Annotated in this window: 19 protein-coding genes; 12 read left to right on the top strand and 7 right to left on the bottom strand. The window is 44.8% G+C overall.

What is annotated here, in order from left to right; all coding sequences use genetic code 11:
- Positions 1 to 149: 149 nt before the first annotated feature.
- Positions 150 to 1,586, top strand: coding sequence for a 16S rRNA (cytosine(1407)-C(5))-methyltransferase RsmF (gene rsmF, locus J8Z23_RS07610; RefSeq protein ID WP_046876211.1), 1,437 nt, complete (start codon positions 150 to 152; stop codon positions 1,584 to 1,586).
- Positions 1,587 to 1,869: 283 nt separating this feature from the next.
- Here rsmF and J8Z23_RS07605 read toward each other — a convergent pair whose 3' ends face one another.
- On the bottom strand, positions 1,870 to 2,703 hold the full coding sequence (locus J8Z23_RS07605) for a CvfB family protein (RefSeq protein ID WP_005396561.1): 834 nt from the start codon (positions 2,701 to 2,703) through the stop codon (positions 1,870 to 1,872).
- A gap of 192 nt (positions 2,704 to 2,895) precedes the next feature.
- Here J8Z23_RS07605 and J8Z23_RS07600 point away from each other — a divergent pair, with 192 nt between their 5' ends.
- Positions 2,896 to 4,248 carry a hypothetical protein gene (locus tag J8Z23_RS07600; protein ID WP_006743263.1) on the top strand — a complete coding sequence of 451 codons (1,353 nt, stop codon included), beginning with the start codon at positions 2,896 to 2,898 and terminating at the stop codon, positions 4,246 to 4,248.
- 28 nt (positions 4,249 to 4,276) lie between these two features.
- Here J8Z23_RS07600 and J8Z23_RS07595 read toward each other — a convergent pair whose 3' ends face one another.
- Positions 4,277 to 4,774 (bottom strand): DUF4442 domain-containing protein, encoded by a 498-nt coding sequence (locus J8Z23_RS07595; RefSeq protein WP_012841801.1) that lies wholly within the window; start codon positions 4,772 to 4,774, stop codon positions 4,277 to 4,279.
- A gap of 374 nt (positions 4,775 to 5,148) precedes the next feature.
- On the opposite strand from J8Z23_RS07595, the gene J8Z23_RS07590 reads away from it, so the two are divergent.
- Together J8Z23_RS07590 and J8Z23_RS07585 are read left to right on the top strand one after the other, a co-directional pair.
- The gene (locus J8Z23_RS07590; RefSeq protein ID WP_006743262.1) at positions 5,149 to 6,207 is read left to right on the top strand and encodes a 3-deoxy-7-phosphoheptulonate synthase; all 1,059 of its coding nucleotides are present in this window, start codon (positions 5,149 to 5,151) and stop codon (positions 6,205 to 6,207) included.
- A gap of 21 nt (positions 6,208 to 6,228) precedes the next feature.
- Positions 6,229 to 6,711 (top strand): YajQ family cyclic di-GMP-binding protein, encoded by a 483-nt coding sequence (locus J8Z23_RS07585; protein ID WP_005377415.1) that lies wholly within the window; start codon positions 6,229 to 6,231, stop codon positions 6,709 to 6,711.
- Between the two features lie 103 nt (positions 6,712 to 6,814).
- On the opposite strand, the gene J8Z23_RS07580 is transcribed toward J8Z23_RS07585, so the two are convergent.
- Positions 6,815 to 7,735 (bottom strand): precorrin-2 dehydrogenase/sirohydrochlorin ferrochelatase family protein, encoded by a 921-nt coding sequence (locus tag J8Z23_RS07580; RefSeq protein WP_006743261.1) that lies wholly within the window; start codon positions 7,733 to 7,735, stop codon positions 6,815 to 6,817.
- A gap of 460 nt (positions 7,736 to 8,195) precedes the next feature.
- On the opposite strand from J8Z23_RS07580, the gene J8Z23_RS07575 reads away from it, so the two are divergent.
- Positions 8,196 to 9,224, top strand: coding sequence for an amino acid ABC transporter substrate-binding protein (locus J8Z23_RS07575; protein WP_005396567.1), 1,029 nt, complete (start codon positions 8,196 to 8,198; stop codon positions 9,222 to 9,224).
- Between the two features lie 6 nt (positions 9,225 to 9,230).
- On the opposite strand, the gene J8Z23_RS07570 is transcribed toward J8Z23_RS07575, so the two are convergent.
- Positions 9,231 to 9,371: a hypothetical protein gene (locus tag J8Z23_RS07570; RefSeq protein ID WP_005396568.1), complete on the bottom strand. Its 141-nt coding sequence runs from the start codon at positions 9,369 to 9,371 to the stop codon at positions 9,231 to 9,233.
- Positions 9,372 to 9,442: 71 nt separating this feature from the next.
- On the opposite strand from J8Z23_RS07570, the gene J8Z23_RS07565 reads away from it, so the two are divergent.
- From J8Z23_RS07565 to J8Z23_RS07550, 4 genes are all read left to right on the top strand, one after another.
- Entirely contained in the window at positions 9,443 to 10,648 is a 1,206-nt protein-coding gene (locus J8Z23_RS07565) for an amino acid ABC transporter permease (RefSeq protein WP_006743259.1), read from the top strand.
- Between the two features lies 1 nt (position 10,649).
- Positions 10,650 to 11,747, top strand: a complete 1,098-nt coding sequence (locus J8Z23_RS07560; RefSeq protein WP_046876208.1) for an amino acid ABC transporter permease — start codon at positions 10,650 to 10,652, stop codon at positions 11,745 to 11,747.
- Between the two features lie 23 nt (positions 11,748 to 11,770).
- Positions 11,771 to 12,520, top strand: coding sequence for an amino acid ABC transporter ATP-binding protein (locus J8Z23_RS07555; protein WP_005377400.1), 750 nt, complete (start codon positions 11,771 to 11,773; stop codon positions 12,518 to 12,520).
- Between the two features lie 250 nt (positions 12,521 to 12,770).
- Complete coding sequence (locus J8Z23_RS07550; protein WP_046876207.1) at positions 12,771 to 13,439, top strand: Bax inhibitor-1/YccA family protein; 669 nt, start codon at positions 12,771 to 12,773, stop codon at positions 13,437 to 13,439.
- Between the two features lie 76 nt (positions 13,440 to 13,515).
- Here the strand turns inward: J8Z23_RS07550 and J8Z23_RS07545 are convergent, their stop codons facing one another.
- Positions 13,516 to 13,890 (bottom strand): hypothetical protein, encoded by a 375-nt coding sequence (locus J8Z23_RS07545; RefSeq protein ID WP_005396572.1) that lies wholly within the window; start codon positions 13,888 to 13,890, stop codon positions 13,516 to 13,518.
- Positions 13,891 to 14,858: 968 nt separating this feature from the next.
- On the opposite strand from J8Z23_RS07545, the gene J8Z23_RS07540 reads away from it, so the two are divergent.
- The gene (locus tag J8Z23_RS07540) at positions 14,859 to 15,188 is read left to right on the top strand and encodes a TusE/DsrC/DsvC family sulfur relay protein (protein WP_005377396.1); all 330 of its coding nucleotides are present in this window, start codon (positions 14,859 to 14,861) and stop codon (positions 15,186 to 15,188) included.
- A 3-nt stretch (positions 15,189 to 15,191) separates the two neighbouring features.
- On the opposite strand, the gene yccX is transcribed toward J8Z23_RS07540, so the two are convergent.
- On the bottom strand, positions 15,192 to 15,464 hold the full coding sequence (yccX, locus tag J8Z23_RS07535) for an acylphosphatase (RefSeq protein WP_005396574.1): 273 nt from the start codon (positions 15,462 to 15,464) through the stop codon (positions 15,192 to 15,194).
- 90 nt (positions 15,465 to 15,554) lie between these two features.
- Here yccX and J8Z23_RS07530 point away from each other — a divergent pair, with 90 nt between their 5' ends.
- Positions 15,555 to 16,958 (top strand): methyl-accepting chemotaxis protein, encoded by a 1,404-nt coding sequence (locus tag J8Z23_RS07530; RefSeq protein WP_301615466.1) that lies wholly within the window; start codon positions 15,555 to 15,557, stop codon positions 16,956 to 16,958.
- A 162-nt stretch (positions 16,959 to 17,120) separates the two neighbouring features.
- Positions 17,121 to 18,314 (top strand): class I SAM-dependent methyltransferase, encoded by a 1,194-nt coding sequence (locus tag J8Z23_RS07525; RefSeq protein WP_046876203.1) that lies wholly within the window; start codon positions 17,121 to 17,123, stop codon positions 18,312 to 18,314.
- 75 nt (positions 18,315 to 18,389) lie between these two features.
- Here the strand turns inward: J8Z23_RS07525 and J8Z23_RS07520 are convergent, their stop codons facing one another.
- Entirely contained in the window at positions 18,390 to 24,158 is a 5,769-nt protein-coding gene (locus J8Z23_RS07520; protein WP_434635278.1) for a Calx-beta domain-containing protein, read from the bottom strand.
- Positions 24,159 to 24,273: the final 115 nt, after the last annotated feature.

The following is a 24,273-nucleotide window of genomic DNA, read 5'->3' as shown; positions in this document are numbered from 1 at the left end:
ATAAAGCTCAATTCACATACAATTGAAGTTTGATTACCTTAAAAGAGCAGCAATCGCTGCTCTTTTTTATTGCTCGGCCCTTGTCACTATTCGTTTCTGCTTCGCTTTCGTATATTATTTGCCACAAATTCTGCAAACGAGATCCCACATTGCATCCTAATGTTTACATCCCAGACGCGTTTCTGGAAAAAATCCAAACTATCCTTCCTGCTCACCTCAACATGGAAGACTTTATCGCATCGTGCCAAAAGCCACTGCGCAAAAGTATTCGTGTTAATACGTTGAAGATCAGTGTTGAAGCGTTTCTAGAACGTGCAGACGCAAAAGGCTGGAAGCTTTCTCCTGTGCCTTGGTGTGACACGGGGTTTTGGATTGAAGCGGACGAGTCAGTTGTACCATTAGGCAACACTGCAGAGCACATGTCAGGCTTATTCTACATTCAAGAAGCCAGTTCAATGATGCCAGTATCTGCGCTGTTTATGAATGACGAATCTTACGATGCCGTGTTAGATACAGCAGCTGCACCAGGATCAAAGACCACTCAAATCGCGGCTTTAATGAACAATGAAGGCGTTCTCGTGGCTAATGAATACGCCGCAAGTCGTGTAAAAGTGCTGCATGCCAACGTGGAACGTTGTGGTGTACGTAACGCCGCACTAAGTAACTTCGATGGGCGCGTTTTTGGCGGTTGGCTACCAGAACAATTTGATGCGGTTCTGCTCGACGCGCCCTGCTCCGGCGAAGGCACCGTTCGCAAAGACGAAGATGCAATGAAAAACTGGACGCAAGCTTCCGTGCTCGACATCGCTGACACACAGAAAGATCTTATTGAAAGCGCCTTCCATGCACTAAAGCCCGGTGGTGTGATGGTTTACTCAACGTGCACACTCAGTACCGAAGAAAACCAACAAGTTTGTCATCACTTGAAAGAAACCTTTGGTGATGCCGTTGAGTTTGAAAGCCTTGAGACCTTGTTTGAAAACGCAAATGCTGCTCTAACTGAAGAAGGTTTTTTGCATATCTTTCCACAGGTCTACGACTGCGAAGGGTTCTTTGTTGCAAGAATTCGTAAACTGGCTGCTGTTGAACCACCAAAGGTCAAAAAGCGCATGGGCAAGTTCCCGTTTACCAAAGCATCGAAAAAAGAATCGGTTGAAATTGCCCAACAGCTGCAAAGTGCGTTAGGTATTGAACTTCCGAATGACAGTTCTGTATGGCTTCGCGATAAAGATGTCTGGTTGTTCCCTAATTCTTTAGAGCCAATGATCGGCGAATTACGCTTCTCCCGTATGGGTATCAAGATCGCGGAAGCCCATAAAAATGGCTACCGTTGGCAGCATCAGGTGGCAACGGCATTAGCGACAGGCTCTGAGGCAAACGCCATTGAACTCAGTATTGAAGAAGCGCGCGAATGGTACATGGGACGTGATGTTCGCCCACAAACGATTCCTGAGGGAATGAAAACAGGTAAAGGCGAAGTACTTGTCACCTATCAAGGCGCAGTCATTGGCCTTGGAAAGTGGGTAAGCAACAGAATAAAGAATGGTCTTCCTCGCGAATTAGTACGAGATAAGAACTTATTTTAAAGAAGTAACGAATCATAAATAAATGAAAAGCCATCGTATTTGCGATGGCTTTTTAATTCGTAAGTATGAAAGCAACTGGGCTCGCTAGCGATCCGGATACGCTGTACTAAACTAGTTGTATCAAAGTAATGCTTTGATATGGCATTTCTCTCTATGTTCACCAACAAGATTATTGTTGGAAAAAGTTTAGCGCAGGCTCTGCGGAGCCGTTTCCCCTAGGCCCAAAAAAAGGAAAGGTTTGGGCCGTTTTTTTGGCTGCCGATCCGCTATACGTGAGTTTGGGCTACGCCAGACGAATACCGTCTTTCTCGATAACAATCTTGCCCTGCTTGTACAATCCACCAATGGTCTTTTTGTAAGTACCTTTACTTGTACGGAAAGCATCAAAAATCGCTTCAGGAGAAGACTTATCGTTCAAAGGTAAAAAGCCGCCTTTCTTCTCTAACAGATCAAGAATCTTGCTAGAAAGATCGTCCATTTTTGCCACGCCGACTTTTTGTAACGCGAGATCGATTTTACCATCTTCACGAATTTGCTTAATAAAGCCTTTCAGTTTCTTACCGATGTAAAGCTTACCAAACACATCTGATGGGAAAATCATGCCCCAATGCTTACCGTTAACAATCGCTTTGTAGCCAAGTTGACTGCGCTCTGCGATGATCAAATCAACTTGTTCGTTAACTTCATAATTCGCCGGAGTTTTGTCTAACCATTTGTTGAACTTAGTCGTACCAACAATGCGGCCCGACGCTTTGTCAGTATATACATAGACAAGAATAGTTTGTCCCGCAGAGAAGCGAGTGCGTTGCTCACTAAAAGGAATAAGTAAATCCTTCTCTTTGATGCCCCAATTTACAAAAGCACCTGTCGCGTTGACGCCCTCAATCTTCATTAAGCCCCATTCACCCACTTGGGCAATAGGTCTTTCAATGGTCGCAGCAAGCTGGCTTTCTGAATCGAAGTACAAAAATACGTCTACATGATCACCAATTTCAGTACCTTCTGGTACATACTTATTAGGCAGTAGAACAGAACCGTAATCATCACCATCCAGAAATACGCCAAAATCAGCCTTTTTAATGACTTCTAAGCTGTTAATTTGACCAATTTTAATCATTGATTTTGTCTCTTTTTAAATTTACGTGGAATTATACCTAAACTAACAAGAAAATCAGAGAGAAAAGCATAGTGCTCTGTTATGCTGTTGTCGTTCAGCTATATGCCCCAGTCACTCTTTTAGCACTTTTATGCTTACCTGCTCAACAGTACGCATAAGTTAAGAATGCTTTAACAAAGTCAGGAGCTTTCTTTGGTCACCGTCGATAAACAAGACTCAATAACATTAAAAATCAGTCATGCACTCGCAAAGAGCAAAAGTGTCGACCTAGATATTTACTTTTTTATACCTGGTGAGCTTGGTTTAAACGCCGATATCATCAGTGAATCCGAATTTTATTACACTTCAATCACACAGCAACGCTCTTATTACAGTACTGAAATCCTTCTACCGCTAGTACACAGTCGACTTGCCAAACGAGGACGCCTGTCGAATCAACAATACCGAGTAAGTTTGAGTTTGTTCGCGTACCAATACGTTATCGCGCTAGACAAAGCGGTAGCAAGTTTAAACAAGCATCAGAACAACTCCGTAACGGAAGATGAAGTTGACGAAGTTATCGAGCTCACGCTTGAGATTTTAAAGCGCTTGCGACGTTCTATTCCTTATGAAGAGAACTTAAAACGGTACTATGTTAACATCGATAACTACCTGTCTTGGTATACCGAACAAAAGTTTTTGTCTTTAGTGGCTCATCTCCCCCGTGAAGGCGATTATGGCACGATTAAGAAACGCTTGATCACGCTCTGTGAAAAAGAGCAAGCCCATCGAAAACTCAACAAGTACAACTCTCCAAGAGTCGTTGAAGACGTGACTCGCCTATCTAACAAAATGCGCTTGCTAAGACGCTTGATTGAACACCCTATCGTGCTTCGTGAAGAAACCATATCAATGGGTAACAACATCAAGCGTGCTATCAAAGGTATTGCTACTGGCTTGGTGATGGTTGTCGTGACCTCAACCGTGATTCTCGCTCGCGATTATCTTGGGGAAATTTCCGCGTCCTTCATTATCGCGATGTCATTTATTTATGCTCTACGAGAAATCTTTAAAGATGATTTGCGCGACGCGATGTGGCGATGGATCCGTAAAGGCAAGCCAAAGTGGCGTAAGAAGTATGTTGATCCAACAACGAAAAAAGTGGTCGGCAGAAAATTAGAGTGGCTCGATTATCGTACGTTAAGTAGCTTGCCAGATAAGATTCAAAGAATACGTAAGAAGCGCGTCGTGCAGCGCGAAGAGCAGATACTTCATTATCACGAGAAAACCGAAATGGCGACCTCTCTATTCTTGAGTGGTTATGAGCAAACAAGAGAAACACTGAACATCAGTTTGCGCCCTATCATCCGCTTGATGGATAAAAGCTCAAACCGAGTTTACCGTTTAAATGAAGGGCAAGTGACCAAAGAGTCGGTAGAGAAACGTCATTTGCTCAATGTGATTGTCAAAGAGGACAACCACACCGATGAGCCTGTTTATTACCGTTGGAAAGTGGTCTTAAACCGCTCCAAAATCGTCTCGATTGAGCAGATTGAACTCAATTAAAGCGATATTCTTTAAAAACAGCAAACCACTAAGCAGCCTCTTTTCTTCGTTGGGCTGCTTTTTTAATCGAAAGAGTCAACGAGAATTCTGCCATAGGTTCGTCACCATGTAAGCTAGGGCACAACGCGACGATTTTTACATCGCGATTCACTCGTTCACCCGTTGCCAACGTATGATCGAGCATCTCATCAATGACATGACCATCGTTACACACAAAGTGTACATCCGCTTCCGGACGTTTTAAAAACTCGGCTTTGACGCCTTTAAATGCTAAAGAGATCGCTTCTCCTTTTTCTTGCGCCTTGCTCATAGCAAGAAAACCACCAGCTACATCCGCCCCAACAGCTAAAGCGCCGAAATACATGCTATTCAAATGGTTCTTTGTTCTTCTTCGCAAAGGAATTCGAACCTCAACGTGCTCGCTATCTATCGCAATGATCTTAGGATGACAAAGCCAAATCAGAGGCACTTTAGAAAAGCCAAATAGATTTAGGTACAAATTTGCACGACGTACAGCTGATAACATTTTGGTCTCCTTACCAATCTAGTCAGACCAGTTAATCAACGAAAGAAATAGATGTCAAAGAAATGTTAACAAAAGCTCGATCTCACGAGTTATTTAGCCACTAATTTAGTGACATTGTCACACAGATAAACATGAGGTTTGCCGCAGTTATCTTGATTGCCTAACGGTGAGATAGATGAAATGGTTATAAATTCAAATGTATATATATTGATTTAATGATCAAGTTTTGTCATTTATACATAAGTCATTTAAATGAATACCTACACCTTTGTATACAATTCGGTATTTCCTGGCGAAGATTCCCGTGAAACGGTTTATTCCTGCCTGTAATTCCGTTATCTTTACCCCTTCGCAATAGAGAATAAAGCTATAACATGCCTATAAAAACAGATGAATTGAGAACCCAACCTTTGGGTCCAATGCCTACCCCAGCAGAGCTAGGTAGTGTACATCCTATTACGGATGACGTTGCAGACCGTATCGCTCAATCTCGTCGTCAGATTGAAAACATTTTATCGGGTGAAGACGATCGCCTTCTTGCGATTGTAGGTCCGTGTTCTGTTCACGACACTGAAGCTGCCATTGATTACGCCACTCGCCTGAGTGAAATCCAAGACAAGTACAAAGACGAACTGTTTATCGTGATGCGTACTTACTTTGAAAAGCCTCGTACAGTAGTTGGTTGGAAAGGTTTAATTACCGACCCTAACCTAGATGGCTCTTACGCGCTTGAAGCTGGTCTCCATAAAGCACGTAAACTACTACTGGATATCAACAAGCTTGGTCTTGCGACTGCTACTGAGTTTCTTGATATGATTACTGGTCAATACATAGCGGATTTGATCACGTGGGGCGCGATCGGTGCTCGTACAACAGAATCGCAAATTCACCGTGAAATGGCATCGGCGCTGTCTTGCCCAGTTGGTTTCAAAAATGGCACAAATGGCAACGTAAAAATTGCAATTGATGCAATTCGCGCATCGAAAGCCTCGCATTACTTCTACTCTCCTGATAAGAATGGCCGCATGACGGTTTACCGTACAAGTGGTAACCCATATGGTCATATTATTTTACGCGGCGGAGAGAAAGGCCCTAACTTTGATGAAGCGTCAGTAAAACAAGCGTGTGATGCTCTAGCCGAGTTTGGCTTGCCACAACGTTTGGTTGTGGATTTCAGCCACGCAAACTGTCAGAAGCAGCACAGAAAACAAATCGACGTTGCTCAAGACATTTGTAACCAAATTAAGTCAGGCAGTACTCGTATTGCGGGTATCATGGCTGAAAGCTTTATTCTTGAAGGCAATCAGCCAATGACTGACATCAACAACCTAACGTATGGTCAATCTATTACAGACCCATGCCTAGGCTGGGAAGATACTGCTACAATGCTAGATATGCTGGCAAACGCCGTTAAATCCCGAAAGTCCCTATAACAAAATAATCAAGGAATCTTCATGCCATCGTTTGATATTGTTTCTGAAATCGATACGGTTGAACTACGTAACGCCGTTGATAATGCTAACCGTGAATTGTCTACTCGTTTCGATTTCCGCAACGTTAATGCGAGCTTTGAGCTAGTAGAAGAAAACGTAAAAATGTCTGCGGAAGGTGACTTCCAACTTAAGCAAATGCGCGATATTTTACGTGGCCACTTGGCAAAGCGTAATATTGATGCAAACGCAATGGATGCACAGGACCCAGATGTAACTGGTAAGAACTGGCACCAAACTCTGCTTTTCCGCCAAGGTATCGATACACCAACAGCCAAAAAAGTAGTGAAACTTATCAAAGACGCAAAGTTAAAAGTACAAGCCTCTATTCAAGGCGACAAGGTACGTGTTACTGGTAAGAAACGTGATGACCTGCAAGCGACAATGGCAGCGATTCGTGAAGCAGAGATGGGCATACCATTCCAGTTTAACAACTTCCGTGATTAATCTGTCTGAGAAGTAACTTAGTTTAAAAACGCCAGCGCATAGTTCGCTGGCGTTTTTGTTGGCCTTTTAATCGAGCAAGCCAAGTGCCCACTTTTTAACGTGGTTATATCACCAAGTCCTGCCCTTGCAGCAATAAGAACTCGCTCGTCCCTTTAGGGATAAACACGCAAACTCGAAGCTTTTCAGATTTAGCCTTGGTCAACATATCAGAGAGTTCAGCTGCGCTGGAGAAAGCTTCTCGCTCTGCATCTCTTCGTATTAGCTCTAGCACGTTCGCTTCGCATCGAGTTGAGTAAAGTGCTAGCTCGGCTTGTTGCATGTAGCGCACGGCCTTAATTGGCAACATCTCAACGTCTTTCCCTACCTGTATCCAAGTACAACTTCCCTTTTCATCCAAAGGTGTTGCCATGGTCGCTTGGTAAATCGTTTCTAACTCTCTATTATCTCGCGCGTTTTCAACCTCAGGATTCGAGAAGAATTGCTCCCAAAACTTACGACGTAAATCGACGCTAGGTAGTGCTTCTTTAATCGAATTACGCTTTGAGTTAGCAAAGTCCGCCATCAACCCCATGTTTTGTGGCAGTATCGATTCAAGCTTTTCACGGATGTTTCGAATTAAAACTGGTGAGGCGCCGCCACTAGAAATAGCAATTTGTATGCGGCCACGATTGATCATAGAGGGCGTAATGAAGTCACAATAAGGCTTATCATCCACAACGTTCACTAGGATGCCTAATTCTTTCGCATCTTTATACACTTGGTGATTTAGCTCAGGATTATCTGTCGTGGCCCACACTTGAACAAAGCTTTTAGTGACAATGTCACTTGAATAGAAACGTTGCACCCAGCGCACTTGATGCTCTGCAGCAAGCTTAGACAGAAAATCGACCAACGTTGGAGAAACGATAGTGACATCCGCCCCTGCCTTTAGCAACGCTTCCACCTTTCTGCTTGCCACTTCACCGCCGCCCACGACAAGAACGGGTTTATTGATTAAATCTAAGAACAGAGGAAAATATCGCATTTCAATCCATGATTACTCTAATTAGCTGTTGCAGACCATGCTACCAAAAATGGGGCAAGCTCATCACCCTGTTTCGGTATCACAAATAATTTTTGTTCGAATTTTTACTGAACTTCACCAAGCTCAGCTAATGACAGTTTTAATAACAACTTTTTATTCTCTTGTATTGTTCACTCTTCTATTGATTGTTCTGATGCACCAAATTGTCCATGATTTGCACTATTTACAAACAATTAACATTTCGTCATTCTAAATCTCAAGGCGCTTTGTAAGTTCTCTCAAAACTTCATTTAAATTATATATTTGAGAATTAACAGATCCTTTCCTACGCTTATAACTGGTTGATCTATCGAATACCGTTTCTTCGAAAATCAATCACGTAGGACGATAACTCTAACGAATTGGACACGTTATTTCAGGTCACTCCTGATTAAACATGGATCATACAGGAAGGATACAAATGGCAAATAAACTCACAGTTCTTGCTTCCGTCGTAGCGGCTTCTACTGCGATGATGGCAACATCAGCTCAAGCAGCAGACACTACTCTGGACAAAGTCACAAAACAAGGTTTTCTTACTTGTGGCGTAAGTACCGGTCTACCTGGTTTCTCTAACCCTAACTCAAAAGGTGAATGGGAAGGTATCGACGTAGAATATTGCCAAGCACTGGCTGCAGCCGTTCTTGGGGATAAAACGAAAGTTAAATATGTACCCCTAACCGCGAAAGAACGTTTCACTGCGCTTCAATCAGGTGAGATTGATGTGCTTTCTCGTAACACCACCTGGACACTGCATCGTGATACTGCACTTGGCCTCAACTTCGTAGGGGTAAACTACTACGATGGTCAAGGCTTCATGGTGAAGAAAGATCTTGGCATCTCAAGCGCAAAAGAGCTTGATGGTGCATCAGTTTGCGTACAGTCCGGTACAACAACTGAGCTGAACCTTGCTGACTACTTCCGTAACAGCGGTATGTCATACAAGCCGGTCGTATTTGATACGGCAGCCCAAACGTCAAAAGGTTTCGATGCAGGACGTTGTGATGTGTTAACGACTGACCAATCTGGTCTTTATGCATTGCGCCTGAACCTGAAAGATCCCTCTTCTGCAGCCGTTCTTCCGGAAATCATTTCTAAAGAACCACTAGGTCCCGTCGTTCGTCAAGGTGATGACCAATGGTTCAACATTGCGAAGTGGACATTATCAGCAATGATTAACGCCGAAGAGTATGGTATTAGTTCGAAAAATGCGGATGAAATGCTGAAATCGAAAGATCCAAACATCAAACGTATTCTTGGTGTTGACGGTCCGAAAGGCAAAGGTTTGGGTATTCGTGATGATTGGGGCTACCAAGTTATCAAGCAAGTCGGTAACTATGGTGAAAGCTTCGAACGCACAGTCGGTACTGGTTCGCCGTTAGAAATTTCTCGTGGCGTTAATGCGCTATGGAATGCAGGCGGCTTTATGTACGCGCCACCAATCCGATAGAACGAGTTAATCAGGGCGGTTCATGCCGCCCTTTTTCTTGATTTTATCCATCTGTATGAGTAAGGACCGCTCATTGAATGGCAAGAAGTATTCGCTTAGATAGGCTATTTCAACTCGAATATCGCCGTTTAGCTCTGGTGAAAACATGCTTCGACCAGCAAGGACGTGACTATTTATACAGGCAGATATCTATAACTAAGGTTTGAGGTTATCGCTGTATGAAACCGACAAAAGATGCATCGCCAAGTACGATGTCCAAACCGAGCGGAAGCAAGAGCTTGATTTATAATCCCGCCTTTCGTTCTGCTATTTTCCAGATCATTGCCATAGCTGCACTGGTATTTTTCTTTTACACGATTATTAACAACGCACTGAATAACTTAGATGCTCGTGGGATCGCTACAGGTTTCGGTTTTTTAAATCAAGAAGCCGGGTTTGGTATCGGGCTGACGCTAATTGAATACGATGAAACGTACTCTTACGGCAGAACGTTTATTATTGGCCTTCTAAATACGGCGCTGGTCTCCGTATTAGGTATTATTCTGGCTACCGTGATTGGTTTTACCATGGGGGTCGCTCGCCTTTCTTCTAACTGGTTAGTGAGTCGCTTGGCTGCTGTTTATATCGAAACGTTCCGAAATATCCCACTTCTTCTACAAATATTTTTCTGGTATTTCGCTGTTCTTCAAGCATTACCCTCACCTCGTCAAAGCTTGAGCCTTGGCGAAGCCATCTTCTTGAATGTTCGTGGTTTATATTTTCCAGCACCAGAAATGGAGCCAGGCAGTGGCTTTGTTATTGCTGCATTAATCTTCGGGGTGATCGCCAGCTTGCTGATCAATGTATGGGCGAATAACAAGCAACGCCTAACTGGGCAACAAACGCCAATGGGAAGAATAGCTTTAGGCTTAGTCGTTGGCCTTCCGCTGATTGTCTACTTCCTTGCTGGTATGCCAATTTCACTAAATTATCCTGAACTGAAAGGGTTTAACTTCCAAGGTGGTATTAGCATTATTCCTGAACTTGCTGCACTACTTTTGGCACTGAGCGTTTATACCGCCTCCTTCATTGCCGAAATTGTACGTTCTGGTATTAATGCGGTTAGCCATGGTCAAACGGAAGCGGCGATGTCGCTGGGCTTACCACGCGCGAAAACTTTAAAGCTTGTTGTCATTCCGCAAGCGTTACGAATTATTATTCCACCTTTAACCAGTCAATATCTCAACCTCACCAAAAACTCATCGTTAGCGATGGCGATTGGTTACCCAGATCTTGTCTCTGTCTTTGCTGGTACTACCCTGAACCAAACTGGGCAAGCGATTGAGATCATTGCGATGACGATGGGCGTGTACTTAACCTTAAGTTTGATTACGTCTGCATTAATGAACTTGTATAACCGTAAAGTCGCGCTGGTGGAGAGATAATATGAGTACTCATCAATTTCAACCGGATCTCCCGCCACCAGCCAATACCGTCGGCTTCGTTGGTTGGATGCGGAAAAACCTATTTAATGGACCTGTCAACTCCATTGTTACCGTAATTCTTGCTTATCTTGTCTTTAGTGCAGTTTGGCATATCGTTGATTGGGCGTTTATCAACGCAGACTGGATTGGTTCGACGCGTGACGACTGCAGCCGAGAAGGTGCTTGCTGGGTATTTATCAGCGTGCGCTGGGAGCAGTTCATGTACGGTTTCTATCCTGAGTCTGAACTGTGGCGCCCTCGCCTTTTCTACATCACATTGGCTATATTTACTGTGTTGCTAGCGTATGAAAAGACACCGAAACGGATTTGGATTTGGCTTTTCTTCGTAAACATCTACCCATTCATTATCGCTGGGCTGTTATACGGTGGGATATTTGGGCTAGAAGTGGTCGATACACACAAATGGGGCGGATTACTCGTTACGCTCATCATTGCGCTAGTCGGTATTGTCGTTTCATTACCGATTGGTGTGGTACTCGCGCTCGGTAGACGTTCAGAGATGCCCATCATTCGCAGTATTTGTACCGTCTATATTGAAGTTTGGCGTGGTGTGCCACTGATTACCGTTCTGTTCATGGCTTCCGTTATGCTGCCTTTGTTTATGTCCGAAGGGTCCGAGACAGACAAACTTATTCGCGCGCTTATTGGTGTGGTGATGTTTGCCTCGGCTTATATGGCAGAAGTGGTACGGGGCGGCTTGCAAGCGATTCCAAAAGGCCAATATGAGGCTGCCGACGCACTTGGGTTAAGTTACTGGAAAAAAACAGGGCTTATTATCTTGCCGCAAGCGCTGAAGATTACGATCCCTTCTATCGTGAACACGTTTATCGGATTGTTTAAAGACACCAGTTTGGTTCTTATCATTGGTATGTTTGACGTACTAGGTATAGGACAAGCAGCAAACACCGACCCTGACTGGCTAGGCTTTGCTACTGAAAGTTATGTATTTGTCGCGTTAGTGTTTTGGGTATTTTGTTTTGGCATGTCGCGTTATTCGATATGGCTTGAAAACAAACTTCATACCGGTCACAAACGATAACTCATCAAGCTCAAGGACGTATTATGACGCAACAACAAGACTATATGATCCAATTGAAGGACATGAATAAATGGTATGGTGAGTTTCACGTACTAAAGAATATTAACCTCGATGTTAAGCGCGGGGAAAAAATCGTAATCTGTGGCCCATCAGGGTCAGGAAAATCAACGATGATTCGCTGTATTAACCGCCTCGAAGAGCACCAAGCTGGTAGCATCTATGTTTCCGGTACGGAGTTAACTGAAGATTTAAAAAATATTGAAGCTGTGCGCCGTGAAGTGGGCATGTGCTTTCAGCACTTTAATCTCTTCCCTCATTTAACCGTACTGGAAAACTGTACGCTCGCGCCTATTTGGGTGAAGAAGATGCCTAAAGATGAGGCAGAAGCGGTCGCGATGAAATATCTGGAACGCGTTAAAATTCCGGACCAAGCAGAGAAATATCCTGGCCAGTTGTCTGGTGGTCAGCAACAACGCGTGGCGATTGCCCGTTCTTTGTGTATGAACCCTAAAGTCATGCTTTTTGATGAACCAACATCAGCACTTGATCCGGAGATGGTTCGCGAAGTGTTGGATGTAATGGTCGAACTCGCCGAGGAAGGCATGACCATGCTCTGTGTGACACATGAAATGGGGTTTGCGAAAGAGGTTGCCGATCGCGTGATATTTATGGACGCAGGAGAGATTATCGAAGAGAACAACCCCGTTGATTTCTTTGAAAACCCTCAGTCAGATCGAACTCAAAATTTCCTAGCGCAAATCTTACATCACTAAGATCTTTTGCAATTGGCATAATAAAAGCACTGATTTCAATGAAGTCAGTGCTTTTTGTTAGTAAATTCAAAATTCTGTGTGACAATCACTATGACTTTGCTCTGCAGTAATATTGTGTTACAAGTTGTCAAATACATAACATCTTATTTCTATTATTATTTTATCTAAGTTACGCATGGTTAGGGCTTGATTTTTTGAACTTTCAGCCCCATAAATGTACCAATAGTAAACTCCCTTACTGAGGATAATTATGAACAGTCCAATGTTTACTCGTTCAACAAGTGTTCCTAACACACTTGAAACTAACAAAGTACTGAAAAACACTTACTTCCTACTGTCGATGACACTGATGACCAGTGCGATCGCAGCAGTAGCAACAATGGCAATGCAAATTTCACCAATCATGGCGATCGTGATGCAAATTGCAGCGATTGGTATTTTGTTCTTTGTCATGCCAAAAGCAATCAACTCATCATCTGGTATCGTTTGGACATTTGTTTTCACAACTCTAATGGGTGGTGCTTTAGGTCCAATGCTTAACTACTACGCATCGATTCCAAACGGTCCAACGATCATTGCTCAAGCTCTAGGGTTGACTGGCATGGTGTTTCTAGGCCTATCGGCTTACACCATTTCGAGCAAGAAAGATTTCTCTTTCATGCGTAACTTCCTGATGGCAGGTTTGATCATTGTTATCGTGGCGATGTTGATTAACATTTTCGTTGGTTCAACAATGGCCCAACTAGTAATAAGCAGCGTCTCTGCACTAGTGTTCTCTGGTTTCATCTTGTTTGATACAAGCCGTATCGTTCGCGGCGAAGAAACTAACTACATTAGTGCGACAATTTCGATGTACCTAAACATCCTTAACTTGTTCACTAGCCTACTAAGCATTCTAGGTATTATGAACGACGATTAATCGTTCGCTCTAAGGTGAATACTAAAAGCCCGAAGGTAATTCCTTCGGGCTTTTTCTTTGTCAGTGGTTACGTACATTACGCCTGTTCGACTGCTAACTCGATAACTTCATCAGCCTCAGGGTTTTCTCTAAAACGTCTCACTTTAATCGTATCTTCACCCAACATGATTTGCTTGGCGATTCGATGCATACCATCAAAAACGCGGTAATCATTGGTTAAAATTACGGGATACGACAAATCGGCATTGTTGATGCGTTGGCAATGCTTCGCGATCTCACGACAGGTTGGCTGTGGTCCATCATCACTAAACCAGGTCACTTCATTAGGGCCTTTGATATCATCAATAGCAATTTCCTCTACAGGTAGGGACTCCGCGAGCTCCCAAATACGCTCAATAGACCAGATGGATTTGACGTTGTCATTTATTTCAATGTAACGTTGTTTCGACATGACTAACTCCTTGTCATCGTTATTGTTTACAACCAGAATGTAGGTTGCTTATCAACCAAGAGAATATCGGTCTATAAGAACAAACACAACGTCGTAAGCTATTCACTCGCATATAAAATTGCACTTATTAGACATCTAATTCAAACAAATTCTTCGATAAAACCGTACTGCTCTGCCATTTATATCCAGTTAGTAAGCCCAACTGGCAATTTTGTATTTAGGTGTTTTATTTAAGGAATACTGATCTTAAGCTCGTAGTCGCTCATCAACTGATAACAAAATGCAAAATACTCCAAACGCAACCCACCAGTAACTGAACATCTTGAGCGCAGGTAACCAGACGAGTGATTCCTCAGCGACACTAAATAGCCTATATGCTGATATTGCTGGCGTCAGTAGCATGGCTCCCCAACTCACAAAAAGGAGTGGTCCGTAAAAGTAACGCAGCCAAGCATATTTCTTTTTTGAAGGTTTATGTTGTACAGCTCCCATCAAACAGAGAAAAGAGAATATCGTAAAGCTGGCTTGCAACAACGCCCATCCAATTGAAACTAAAAGATCCGACCATTCCATATCCAGTTTAATAGCTCCCAGTCATTATTAAACCCTCAAAAACATAACGATTCTTTAAAATTTATTCTCTTGATTTTAACCTTGTTTACGCTCGTTGTGATTGACCTATCTAAAACGGCCAATTTAACTGACAAACCAATCATAAATTGAGACGTTTGTGTATATCTATGCAAACTCCCGAGTACTCACCCCGAAAAATTTCTAACAAACTGAATAGTTTCCTATATATTTGAATAAAAGAGCATTTGTATCAAAGCACCTGGCTCAGTCAAAAAGCACTCATCATTTTGTACGCTTTTGCTTCGCTCGGCACTACTTCGAGATTCTTTTGTTGAGAACATCCTCACCTGTCGCTAATCTATAAACATCCATGTTCACTTAGCGGATGAAACGTTATGTTCGTTTACAACGGCAAAGAAATTGAAACTGATGCTCAAGGCTACTTACTGGATCATACTCAATGGGAAGAAGGTATGATTGAGCTTTTAGCAAAAGAAGAAGACATCGAGCTTACGGATGCTCATTTGGAAGTTGTGCACTTTGTGCGAGATTTTTATGAAGAGTTTAATACTTCCCCTGCTGTGCGTATGCTTGTCAAAGCAATGGAAAAAGCGCACGGCCCAGAAAAAGGTAACAGTAAGTATCTATTCAAGCTGTTTAAAAAGGGGCCAGCCAAACAAGCGACTAAATTAGCCGGCCTACCAAAGCCAGCTAAATGCTTGTAGAATTTACAAAATCTTAAAACCGCGCAACGGCTTATATGACGCAGACTCCTGTATCACACTCTCTACTGTTGCCGTTCGCGGGCCTTCTTTCAACCACTCGGAAAACGCAGCTATTTGTGCGTCTGTTCCACACGCCATCACTTCAACATCACCATCGTTTAGGTTCTTCGCGTAACCCGTCAAACCCAGTTTCAATCCTTGATGGGAAGTATGGTAACGAAAGCCGACGCCTTGAACGTGACCTTTTACTATAAATCTCTCACACTTTACGTTCATCTTTGTACCGCTTCTTTTTACTGAGTGATATATTCTTTTCGTCTATTCACCCCACTAAGGATAGTGGGTTTTTGCACGGTTATTATAATTATGAAAGAAATTCCATTCCGCTGGATTGATAAGTATCTCATTCACTTAAAGATTCAAGAAAAGTTCTATTTGCTCTTCGTTCTCCCTCTTCTTGCTTTAGTCATTCTCACTCTCGTCCTTAATAGCGCGGCTAATACGTTGATCTCAAGTATGTACCAAGAAGAGCTCATGCTTATGAAAGGTCTGATAGAGGCAGGCAACCTTTCTCAATCTCAAGTAGCAAGCCTCATAGCTGGTTCAGAAACCGTTTCTATTGGCTCAGGGCCGCAATCCGTGTCTGTTCTAAATGGTGCGTACAGCTTGGTTGCAAACCATGAACTTTCTTTATGGACTGCCCTATCAACGACTCAAGTGAGCATCATCTGTGTGAGCTTGTTTATTCTCGCGCTTGGCGTTTACTACATCATGACGTTTATCGGCGGCGCAATGTTCACGATGAATAAAGCATTAAACACCCTTGCGGGAGGTGACCTCACAGCGAGAATGAACTTCTTCCCAGTTCGCGACGAGTTTAGTGAAATTGCTATTACGATAGACAAAGTTGCAGAACGAGAGCAACAAATGGTGCTGTCGATTCAAGAGTCTGTGGCGTTAATGCAACAAATTAGCTCAGACCTGAATCAATCAATTCATCACAGTTCAGATATTTCTGCGACGCAACAAGAGCACCTCAACTCTCTTGCGAGTGCAACGGAACAGATGGCATCAACGATTCGAGAAGTCGCGACATTAGCTCACGATTCAAGCGCACAAACCGATGATGCGCGCAGCGTGGCTCAGTCTGGACAAGTAAAAGTAGAGAATACGCTTCACTCGATTTCGAACCTCTCTAATGAGATTCAATCTGCGTCTCAGGCAGTAGCGGAGTTAGATGCCAATGCCGCACAAATTGATGAAGTCGTGACAACCATTAATGGGATTTCCGAGCAAACTAACCTACTTGCATTGAACGCAGCCATTGAAGCAGCACGCGCTGGTGAGCAAGGTCGTGGATTTGCGGTCGTTGCGGATGAGGTTCGCGCTCTTGCGGGACGCACTCAGCAAGCGACGGTTGAAATCCAAGCGATGATCGAATCATTACAGCGTAACAGTCAATCACTTACTAAACTGATGGAAGTGACTGTGAACAATGCAAATGAGGGACAAAACCTCATGACGGAAGTGAATCACGAAATCGGCTCTTTGGCAGATAAAAATCAAACTATATCCGACAGTAGCATTCAAATTGCAACAGCGGCTGAAGAACAAGGTGTAGTCGCGGACAATATCGCCTCAAGCGTTGAAGAGATTCGAGTTCAAGCAGATAACGTGTGCAATATGATCAGCACGACTTCACAAAACGTGGATCAACTGCGTAAGCAAAGCGACACCATGGAGTCGCTCCTTACTGGACTTAAAGCGTAGCAACGTAATCTGTTACGACCAGTTCAAATAAAAGGGTTACTTTAGTGACCCTTTTTTGTATTTAAAAGTCACTACAATGTACTGGATTGCCGAGGGATATTGCTTTTACCATTCACATCCCGGACAATACGCCCCTTTCAAAATTCAACAAGAGCTAATGAAATGACAGCTGCTATCTATTTGGTAAAAGGTCGTGAGAAATCGGTCAAGCGCAAGCACCCTTGGATCTTCTCTCGAGGCATCAACAAAGTTGAGGGCGAACCCGCTCTTGGCGAAACGGTTGATGTATTCACTCACGACGGTAAATGGCTAGCTAAAGCGGCATATTCGCCAGCTTCACAAATTCGTGCTCGTATTTGGAGTTTTGATAAAGAAGAAATCGACACCGCGTTTTTCGTAAAACGATTAAAAGACGCACAACTTCTTCGTGAAGACATTATCGAACGTGATGGCCTTACGGGTTACCGCCTTATCGCGGCAGAGTCTGATGGTATGCCAGGCGTTACGATTGACCGTTACCAAAACTTCTTTGTGTGTCAACTTCTCAGTGCTGGCGCAGAACACAATAAACAGGCCATTGTTGATGCTCTAGTTGAGTGCTTCCCTGATTGTAATGTGTACGAGCGTTCTGACGTCGCGGTACGTAAGAAAGAGGGTTTGAAAGAAACCACGGGCGTCTTGCACGGCGAAGAGCCACCTAAATCGGTCGTCATCGAAGAAAATGGCGTAAAGATTAGTGTAGATATCGTTGGCGGTCATAAAACAGGTTTCTACCTAGATCAACGTGATAGTCGCCAGCAAGCGATGAAATATGTGAAAGGCAAGGAAGTTCTTAACTGCTTCTCTTACACAGGTGGCTTCGGACTTTACGCACTGAAAGGTGATGCAAAGCGTGTGATAAACGCTGACGTATCACAACCTGCTCTAGACACTGCGAAGTTCAACGCAGAACTGAATGAATTTGATATCTCGAAGAAGCGCGCCGTGTTCCTAAACGCAGACGTGTTTAAACTGCTTCGTGAGTATCGTGACCAAGGAACTCAGTTCGATGTAGTTATCATGGATCCACCTAAGTTTGCAGACAGTAAAGCCCAACTAAACGGCGCATGTCGTGGTTACAAAGACATCAACATGCTAGCAATGCAAATCCTAAAACCTGGCGGTACGCTACTGACCTATTCGTGCTCTGGCTTAATGGATCAAGTTTTGTTCCAGAAAATCATTGCTGACGCAGCCTTAGATGCTAACCGCCAAGTAAAGTTTGTGGAGCGCTTTGAACAAGCTGCTGACCACCCAACCGATACAGCATACCCGGAAGGTTTCTACCTGAAAGGTTTTGCATGTAAAGTTCTGTAATCACAGTGTTAGTTTACCGTATTATTAAATAAAAAAACGGAGCGAAAAAACGCTCCGTTTTTTATCTTTGGCCATCTATTCTCGTAATTGATCGAGATTAGAAATCAGACTATTGGCAATATCGGCTGCAGAGGCACCATCAAAGTTAACCTCTAGCTGTTGTCCATCTTTGTTGATGGTCAACGTCGAGTTACCTCCACTTTCAGTCACTTCAACGGAAATGTCATCCACACTGCCGCGATAGTCACCCGAACCAAGATCATCAAGCAAGGCGGAGATATCCGTACCACTCATATCGTCAAATACATCGGTAAAATCAAGCTGATCCCCGTCACTGAAATCTGTCACGGTATCAGTTGCGGATTGCATTTCTGTCCATTTGAATACGTCATCACCTTCACCGCCAGTCAAGATATCATTACCTAAACCACCGATGATCAGGTCATTGCCTTCAGTACCAACCAGAATATCATCGCCATCTGTCCCCATAACCAGATTCAGATCCGAATTTAAGGCCATGGTTTGATAACCAAGCGCCGTAACAGCGTCTACCGTGACGTTCTCGAAATCAACCGCTACCGTAGCTTCGTTACTTACCACACCATCAGTGTCAATAGCTTGGTAGGTAAAGTCATCGTTCACGTCAGTAAAACTGGTGATTTCAGTTCCAACCAAGGTAAAACCCGCTTTATCACTCGCGCTATCGGTTTCTGGAGTAAGTCGAATTTCATCAAAGCTGCCATTTGCTAACGCAACGGTAATAGAGCCTTCGTGGTTGCTTGTATAAGTAATATCCGTTGAGTAAAACTGCTGAACATCAACAAGTGCACCATTTAGGAAGATGTATGCCGTTAACCATGCACCACCACTGTTGAAGCGGTCATTCAGACTGGCTAAGTTCAGTTTCGCTTCGTTAGCTGATAAATCCTCATCCAGTTCTAACGTAATATATTCACCAGTACTGATTTCATCACCCTGACCCGTTTCATTTGGCGAAACGACAACCAATCCGACCTGTTGATTCGCAAAATCGACTGAAATCTGAGCATCGGAATCAAAGATGATGCTGTTGCCAATGGTGATGATCTGTCCTCCAGTGAACGTTAAGTTCGAGTTAGGAGGAGTGTAGGATCCCACCAAGATATCTTTCCCTTGTTCTTCAAGAAGGTCGGCTGAGTCAAAGCTCTGCTCCTCAAAGAAATCTTCAGTCAGACGATACTTAACCTCTGTGTTTTCAGGGAACTGTGTGGTTTCGTCTATAATGACTTCCTGTCCATTTCCATCCACATAATACAGTTCACCGTGTTCAGGAAGGCTAACAACCTGAATTAAAATATCATCATCATTTGCAGTAACTGCGTCATCTTCGAGATCTTCAACACGCTGTTCCCCAGACGTCGTTAATCCATCAAACTCAACATCCTGAACCGGGAAAATACCATTTTGAACATCGAGCGAAATGATGAAATCACGGGCTGTAGGTGGTGAGTTATCCACGATGGTCGCCAGACCAGTATCGCTGCCCTGAACTGCTCCCAAGCCAGTTACTGTAACGCTGAAATCTTCAGGGCCTTCGTACACACCGTCATCAATTGATTCGATGCGTAGATCAAATTCCGTCATACCTGCCGGCACCGTCACGATGCCACTTACAGGTACACTTACCCAACCTGAACCGGTGTTGTACTCTAGAGTGCCAAGGTCACCTACTTCTGTTTCATCCAGATTCAGCGTTAACTGAACCTGGAGCGCTACCTCTGAGGCATTACTCAATGACACGGTAAATGTAGCGAAATTACCTTCATCAATGGTACCCGCATCCGAGATAGACACAGTTGGTCGATCGTCGTCCGTTTTAGTGCCATCATCCACAATGGTCGCCAAACCAGTATCGGTGCCCTGAACTGCGCCCAAACCAGTCACGGTCACGCTGAAGTCTTCCGGACCTTCATAAACTTCATCATCAATGGTCGCAATGCGCACATCAAATTCGGTAAGCATTGCTGGCACTGTTACGATGCCATCGACAGGCACAGCAACCCAACCTGCTCCGGTGTTATATTCTAGCGAGCCAAGATCATCCACTTCTGTTTCGTCTGGGTTTAAGGTCAACTGCACCTGGACTGTACCTTCCGAAGCATTACTCAATGACACGGTAAACGTCGCGATATCACCCTCATCTACGATACCCGCATCTGAGATAGATACGGTCGGGCGATCATCATCCGGGTCAGGACCAGGGCCGTTACCGCCGTCGTAAATAATGCCCAACGCAGTGTCAGTACCAAGTACTCCAGTTGCACCTTGCACTGCAACCGTGAAGGTTTCATCTCCTTCATACACATCGTCGTCCGTGGTTGGGACAAACAGTTTGAGATCGGTTTCACCTGCTGGGATAGTATACGTGCCATCACTGTTGGCGGTCACGACAGTTACTCCATCAGATAATGTCAGCTTAATAGCACCAATGTCGCCAGGCTCTGCCGTATTAGTTCCTCCTGTTGATGTGCTCAACCTTACCGTCACGTCAATATCGGCAGCCTCCGACAACCGGACGGTATACACAACCTCAGTACCTTCATTCACGCCCACGCTATCTTCGACAATATAGACACTTGGACGGTCATCGTCTGGATCGGGACCAGGGCCGTTACCACCGTCGTAAATAATGCCCAGCGCACTGTCACTGCCTAGGACGCCCGTGTCACCTTGTACCGCCACAGTGAAGGTTTCATCCCCTTCGTAGACGCCATCATCTGTGGTTGGCACAGTGACTTTCAGCTCGTTCTCACCGGCGGGAATGGTATACGTACCGTCACTGTTGGCATTCACCACTGTCACACCATCAGCAAGGGTCACCACAAAGCTACCTATATCGTCCGCTTCCGCCGTGTTGCTGCCGTCGGTTGAGGTGTTCAACCTGACGGTCACATCGATATCGGCCGCCGCCGATAATCTAACGGTATACACAGCCTCAGTACCTTCATTCACGCCAACGCTATCTTCGACAATATAGACACTTGGACGGTCATCATCTGGATCGGGACCTGGACCACTGCCGTCATCCACAATCGTCGCCGTGCCCGTATCACTGCCTTGTACTGCGCCAATGCCCGTTACCGTAACGCTGAAATCTTCCGGACCTTCGTACACCGCATCATCAATGGAAGCGATACGCACATCAAACTCAGTCTGCCCGGCAGGCACCGTCACCACGCCATCGTTTGGTACTGTGACCCAGCCACTTCCCGTGTTGTATTCCAAGGAGCCTAAGTCTCCGGCTTCGGTATCGCCTAAGTTGAGGCCGAGTTCAACTTGAACAGTTGACTCTGAGGCGTTCGATAAGGTGACTTTAAAGTTAGCCGTATCACCTTCATTAATGGTGCCAGCGTCGGTAATAGTCACACTTGGACGGTCATCATCCGGATCAGGCCCCGGGCCACTGCCGTCATCCACTATCGTTGCCGTCCCCGTATCACTGCCTTGTACTGCGCCAATGCCCGTTACCGTAACGCCGAAATCCTCTGGGCCTTCATAAACGGCGTCATCAATAGAAGCAATGCGCACATCAAATTCGGTCTGTCCGGCAGGCACCGTCACCACACCATCGTTTGGTACTGTGACCCAGCCACTTCCCGTGTTGTATTCCAAGGTGCCTAAGTCACCGACTTCGGTATCACTCAAGTTGAGGCCTAGCTCGACTTGAACAGTGGACTCGGAGGCATTCGACAGCGTCACTTTGAAGTTCGCCGTATCACCTTCATTAATAATGCCAGCATCGGTAATAGTCACACTTGGGCGGTCATCATCGGGATCAGGTCCAGGGCCACTGCCGTCATCCACAATCGTTGCTGTACCCGTATCGCTGCCTTGCACCGCACCAATGCCGGTTACCGTGACACTGAAATCTTCAGGGCCCTCATAAACGGCGTCATCAACAGAAGCAATGCGCACATCAAATTCGGTCTGTCCGGCAGGCACGGTCACCACGCCATCATTTGGCACCGTAACCCAACCGGAGCCCGTGTTGTATTCTAAGGTGCCTAAGTCACCCGCTTCGGTATCGCCTAAGTTGAGGCCAAGTTCAACTTGAACACTCGATTCGGAGGCATTCGATAAGGTGACTTTGAAGTTCGCAGTCTCACCCTCATTAATGGTGCCAGCGTCGGTAATAGCCACGCTTGGACGGTCATCGTCTGGATCGGGACCTGGGCCACTGCTGTCATCCACAATCGTTGCCGTGCCCGTATCGCTGCCTTGCACCGCACCAATGCCCGTTACCGTAACACTGAAATCTTCAGGGCCCTCATAAACGGCGTCATCAACAGAAGCAATGCGCACATCAAATTCGGTCTGTCCGGCAGGCACGGTCACCACGCCATCATTTGGCACCGTAACCCAACCGGAGCCCGTGTTGTATTCTAAGGTGCCTAAGTCACCCGCTTCGGTATCGCCTAAGTTGAGGCCAAGTTCAACTTGAACACTCGACTCGGAGGCATTCGATAAGGTGACTTCGAAGTTCGCAGTCTCACCCTCATTAATGGTGCCAGCGTCGGTAATAGCCACACTCGGACGGTCATCGTCTGGATCGGGACCTGGGCCACTGCTGTCATCCACAATCGTTGCCGTGCCCGTATCGCTGCCTTGCACCGCACCAATGCCCGTTACCGTAACACTGAAATCTTCTGTACCTTCGTACACCGCGTCATCAATAGAAGCAATGCGTACATCAAACTCAGTCTGCCCGGCAGGCACCGTCACCACACCATCGTTTGGCACCGTGACCCAACCACTTCCCGTGTTGTATTCCAAGGTGCCTAAGTCGCCGGCTTCTGTATCACCTAGGTTGAGACTTAGTTCGACCTCAACATCTGTAGCTGATGGATTAGATAACGACACTTTAAAGCTGGCTAACTCACCTTCATTAATCGTCCCTGCATTGCTCATCGTTACCGTTGGACGATCATCATCAGGACTTAAACCAGGCCCACTACCATCATCAACAATGGTTGCAATCCCAGTTGCAGGTGTACTTTGTTCTTCTGTGTTGCCTGAAAGCGTAAATGTTTCTGGACCTTCGAATATAGAGTCATTTATAGAGTCGAGAGAAACAGTAAAACCATTTTCCCCTAACGGGACCGACACAGTAAAAATACCGTTGTCATCGACTGAGATTTCTTCTGTTGTGCCATCGGAAAATGTTATGAGAACACTCTCGTTGACGTAGTCACTTCCGCTCTCGTCAGTAGATCCACCAGTCGCAGTCTGATCGAACAGAGAAAAAGTGATATTTATATTGTCTTCTGTTGGTTGGTTAAGTGTGACGTCGAAGGAAACCAGATCGCCCTCATTGACAGTTGGGCTAGAAATCTCTTGAACAATTACTGTTGCAGGAACTGATATTGCTGTTGGTTCTGGTGGTTGTATTTGGAAAATATCGAGTAGCGTCTCTACCTGAGTACTTGAAAATCCTGTTCCGTCAGTTCCCACTGTCTCAAAATTGGTACTGGCGAGTAATTCAGCACCTGTGCGATCTATAGCCCCCGTATTTTGTGGGCTAGACCCGTTTCCTTCACCTGCAGCAGGATCAAACTCTTCACCCAGCTCAGTCGGGTCTTCCCCACTAGCAATTGCTTCAATTAACGCTGTGATATCATCAGTTACGTTTATCGAACTTCCTTGTGGTGTCACCTGCTCGATCACAAGCTCAGAAGTATCTGATACCTCATCAATTATTAACTCTCCTGGTTGAGGTAGTTGTCCCTCTTCTAGGGTCCTAATTTCCCCATCCAGCCCGATAACCACGATGTTGCCCATCAATGAGCTCAAAGTTACTCGATCCATATCTACCTCGCCCCACTTCAAACCAAGTCAAAAGTTTGTCACCCCTACATTTACGTCTATAGTTTAGTCAAAATCATCATTTTTTCGTTGTATGCGCAGCTCGTGGGATGCTTGG

This window comes from Vibrio sp. SCSIO 43086 (genome assembly GCF_051132235.1).
In the GTDB taxonomy this organism is placed as follows: Bacteria; Pseudomonadota; Gammaproteobacteria; order Enterobacterales; family Vibrionaceae; genus Vibrio; species Vibrio diabolicus.
The sequence above is the reverse complement of the archived record's forward strand: the minus strand, read 5'-3'. Positions and strand labels throughout refer to the sequence as shown.

What these genes read in the sequence shown, in the direction of transcription:
- J8Z23_RS07580 (WP_006743261.1), bottom strand. Translation starts at nt 7,735, where the DNA reads ATGCGATATTTTCCTCTGTTCTTAGATTTAATCAATAAACCCGTTCTT.
- J8Z23_RS07595 (WP_012841801.1), bottom strand. Translation starts at nt 4,774, where the DNA reads ATGTTATCAGCTGTACGTCGTGCAAATTTGTACCTAAATCTATTTGGC.
- J8Z23_RS07565 (WP_006743259.1), top strand. Translation starts at nt 9,443, where the DNA reads ATGAAACCGACAAAAGATGCATCGCCAAGTACGATGTCCAAACCGAGC.
- J8Z23_RS07530 (WP_301615466.1), top strand. Translation starts at nt 15,555, where the DNA reads ATGAAAGAAATTCCATTCCGCTGGATTGATAAGTATCTCATTCACTTA.
- yccX (WP_005396574.1), bottom strand. Translation starts at nt 15,464, where the DNA reads ATGAACGTAAAGTGTGAGAGATTTATAGTAAAAGGTCACGTTCAAGGC.
- J8Z23_RS07555 (WP_005377400.1), top strand. Translation starts at nt 11,771, where the DNA reads ATGACGCAACAACAAGACTATATGATCCAATTGAAGGACATGAATAAA.
- J8Z23_RS07570 (WP_005396568.1), bottom strand. Translation starts at nt 9,371, where the DNA reads ATGTTTTCACCAGAGCTAAACGGCGATATTCGAGTTGAAATAGCCTAT.
- J8Z23_RS07605 (WP_005396561.1), bottom strand. Translation starts at nt 2,703, where the DNA reads ATGATTAAAATTGGTCAAATTAACAGCTTAGAAGTCATTAAAAAGGCT.
- J8Z23_RS07550 (WP_046876207.1), top strand. Translation starts at nt 12,771, where the DNA reads ATGAACAGTCCAATGTTTACTCGTTCAACAAGTGTTCCTAACACACTT.
- J8Z23_RS07540 (WP_005377396.1), top strand. Translation starts at nt 14,859, where the DNA reads ATGTTCGTTTACAACGGCAAAGAAATTGAAACTGATGCTCAAGGCTAC.
- J8Z23_RS07545 (WP_005396572.1), bottom strand. Translation starts at nt 13,890, where the DNA reads ATGTCGAAACAACGTTACATTGAAATAAATGACAACGTCAAATCCATC.
- J8Z23_RS07575 (WP_005396567.1), top strand. Translation starts at nt 8,196, where the DNA reads ATGGCAAATAAACTCACAGTTCTTGCTTCCGTCGTAGCGGCTTCTACT.
- J8Z23_RS07560 (WP_046876208.1), top strand. Translation starts at nt 10,650, where the DNA reads ATGAGTACTCATCAATTTCAACCGGATCTCCCGCCACCAGCCAATACC.
- J8Z23_RS07585 (WP_005377415.1), top strand. Translation starts at nt 6,229, where the DNA reads ATGCCATCGTTTGATATTGTTTCTGAAATCGATACGGTTGAACTACGT.
- J8Z23_RS07520 (WP_434635278.1), bottom strand. Translation starts at nt 24,158, where the DNA reads ATGGATCGAGTAACTTTGAGCTCATTGATGGGCAACATCGTGGTTATC.
- J8Z23_RS07525 (WP_046876203.1), top strand. Translation starts at nt 17,121, where the DNA reads ATGACAGCTGCTATCTATTTGGTAAAAGGTCGTGAGAAATCGGTCAAG.
- J8Z23_RS07590 (WP_006743262.1), top strand. Translation starts at nt 5,149, where the DNA reads ATGCCTATAAAAACAGATGAATTGAGAACCCAACCTTTGGGTCCAATG.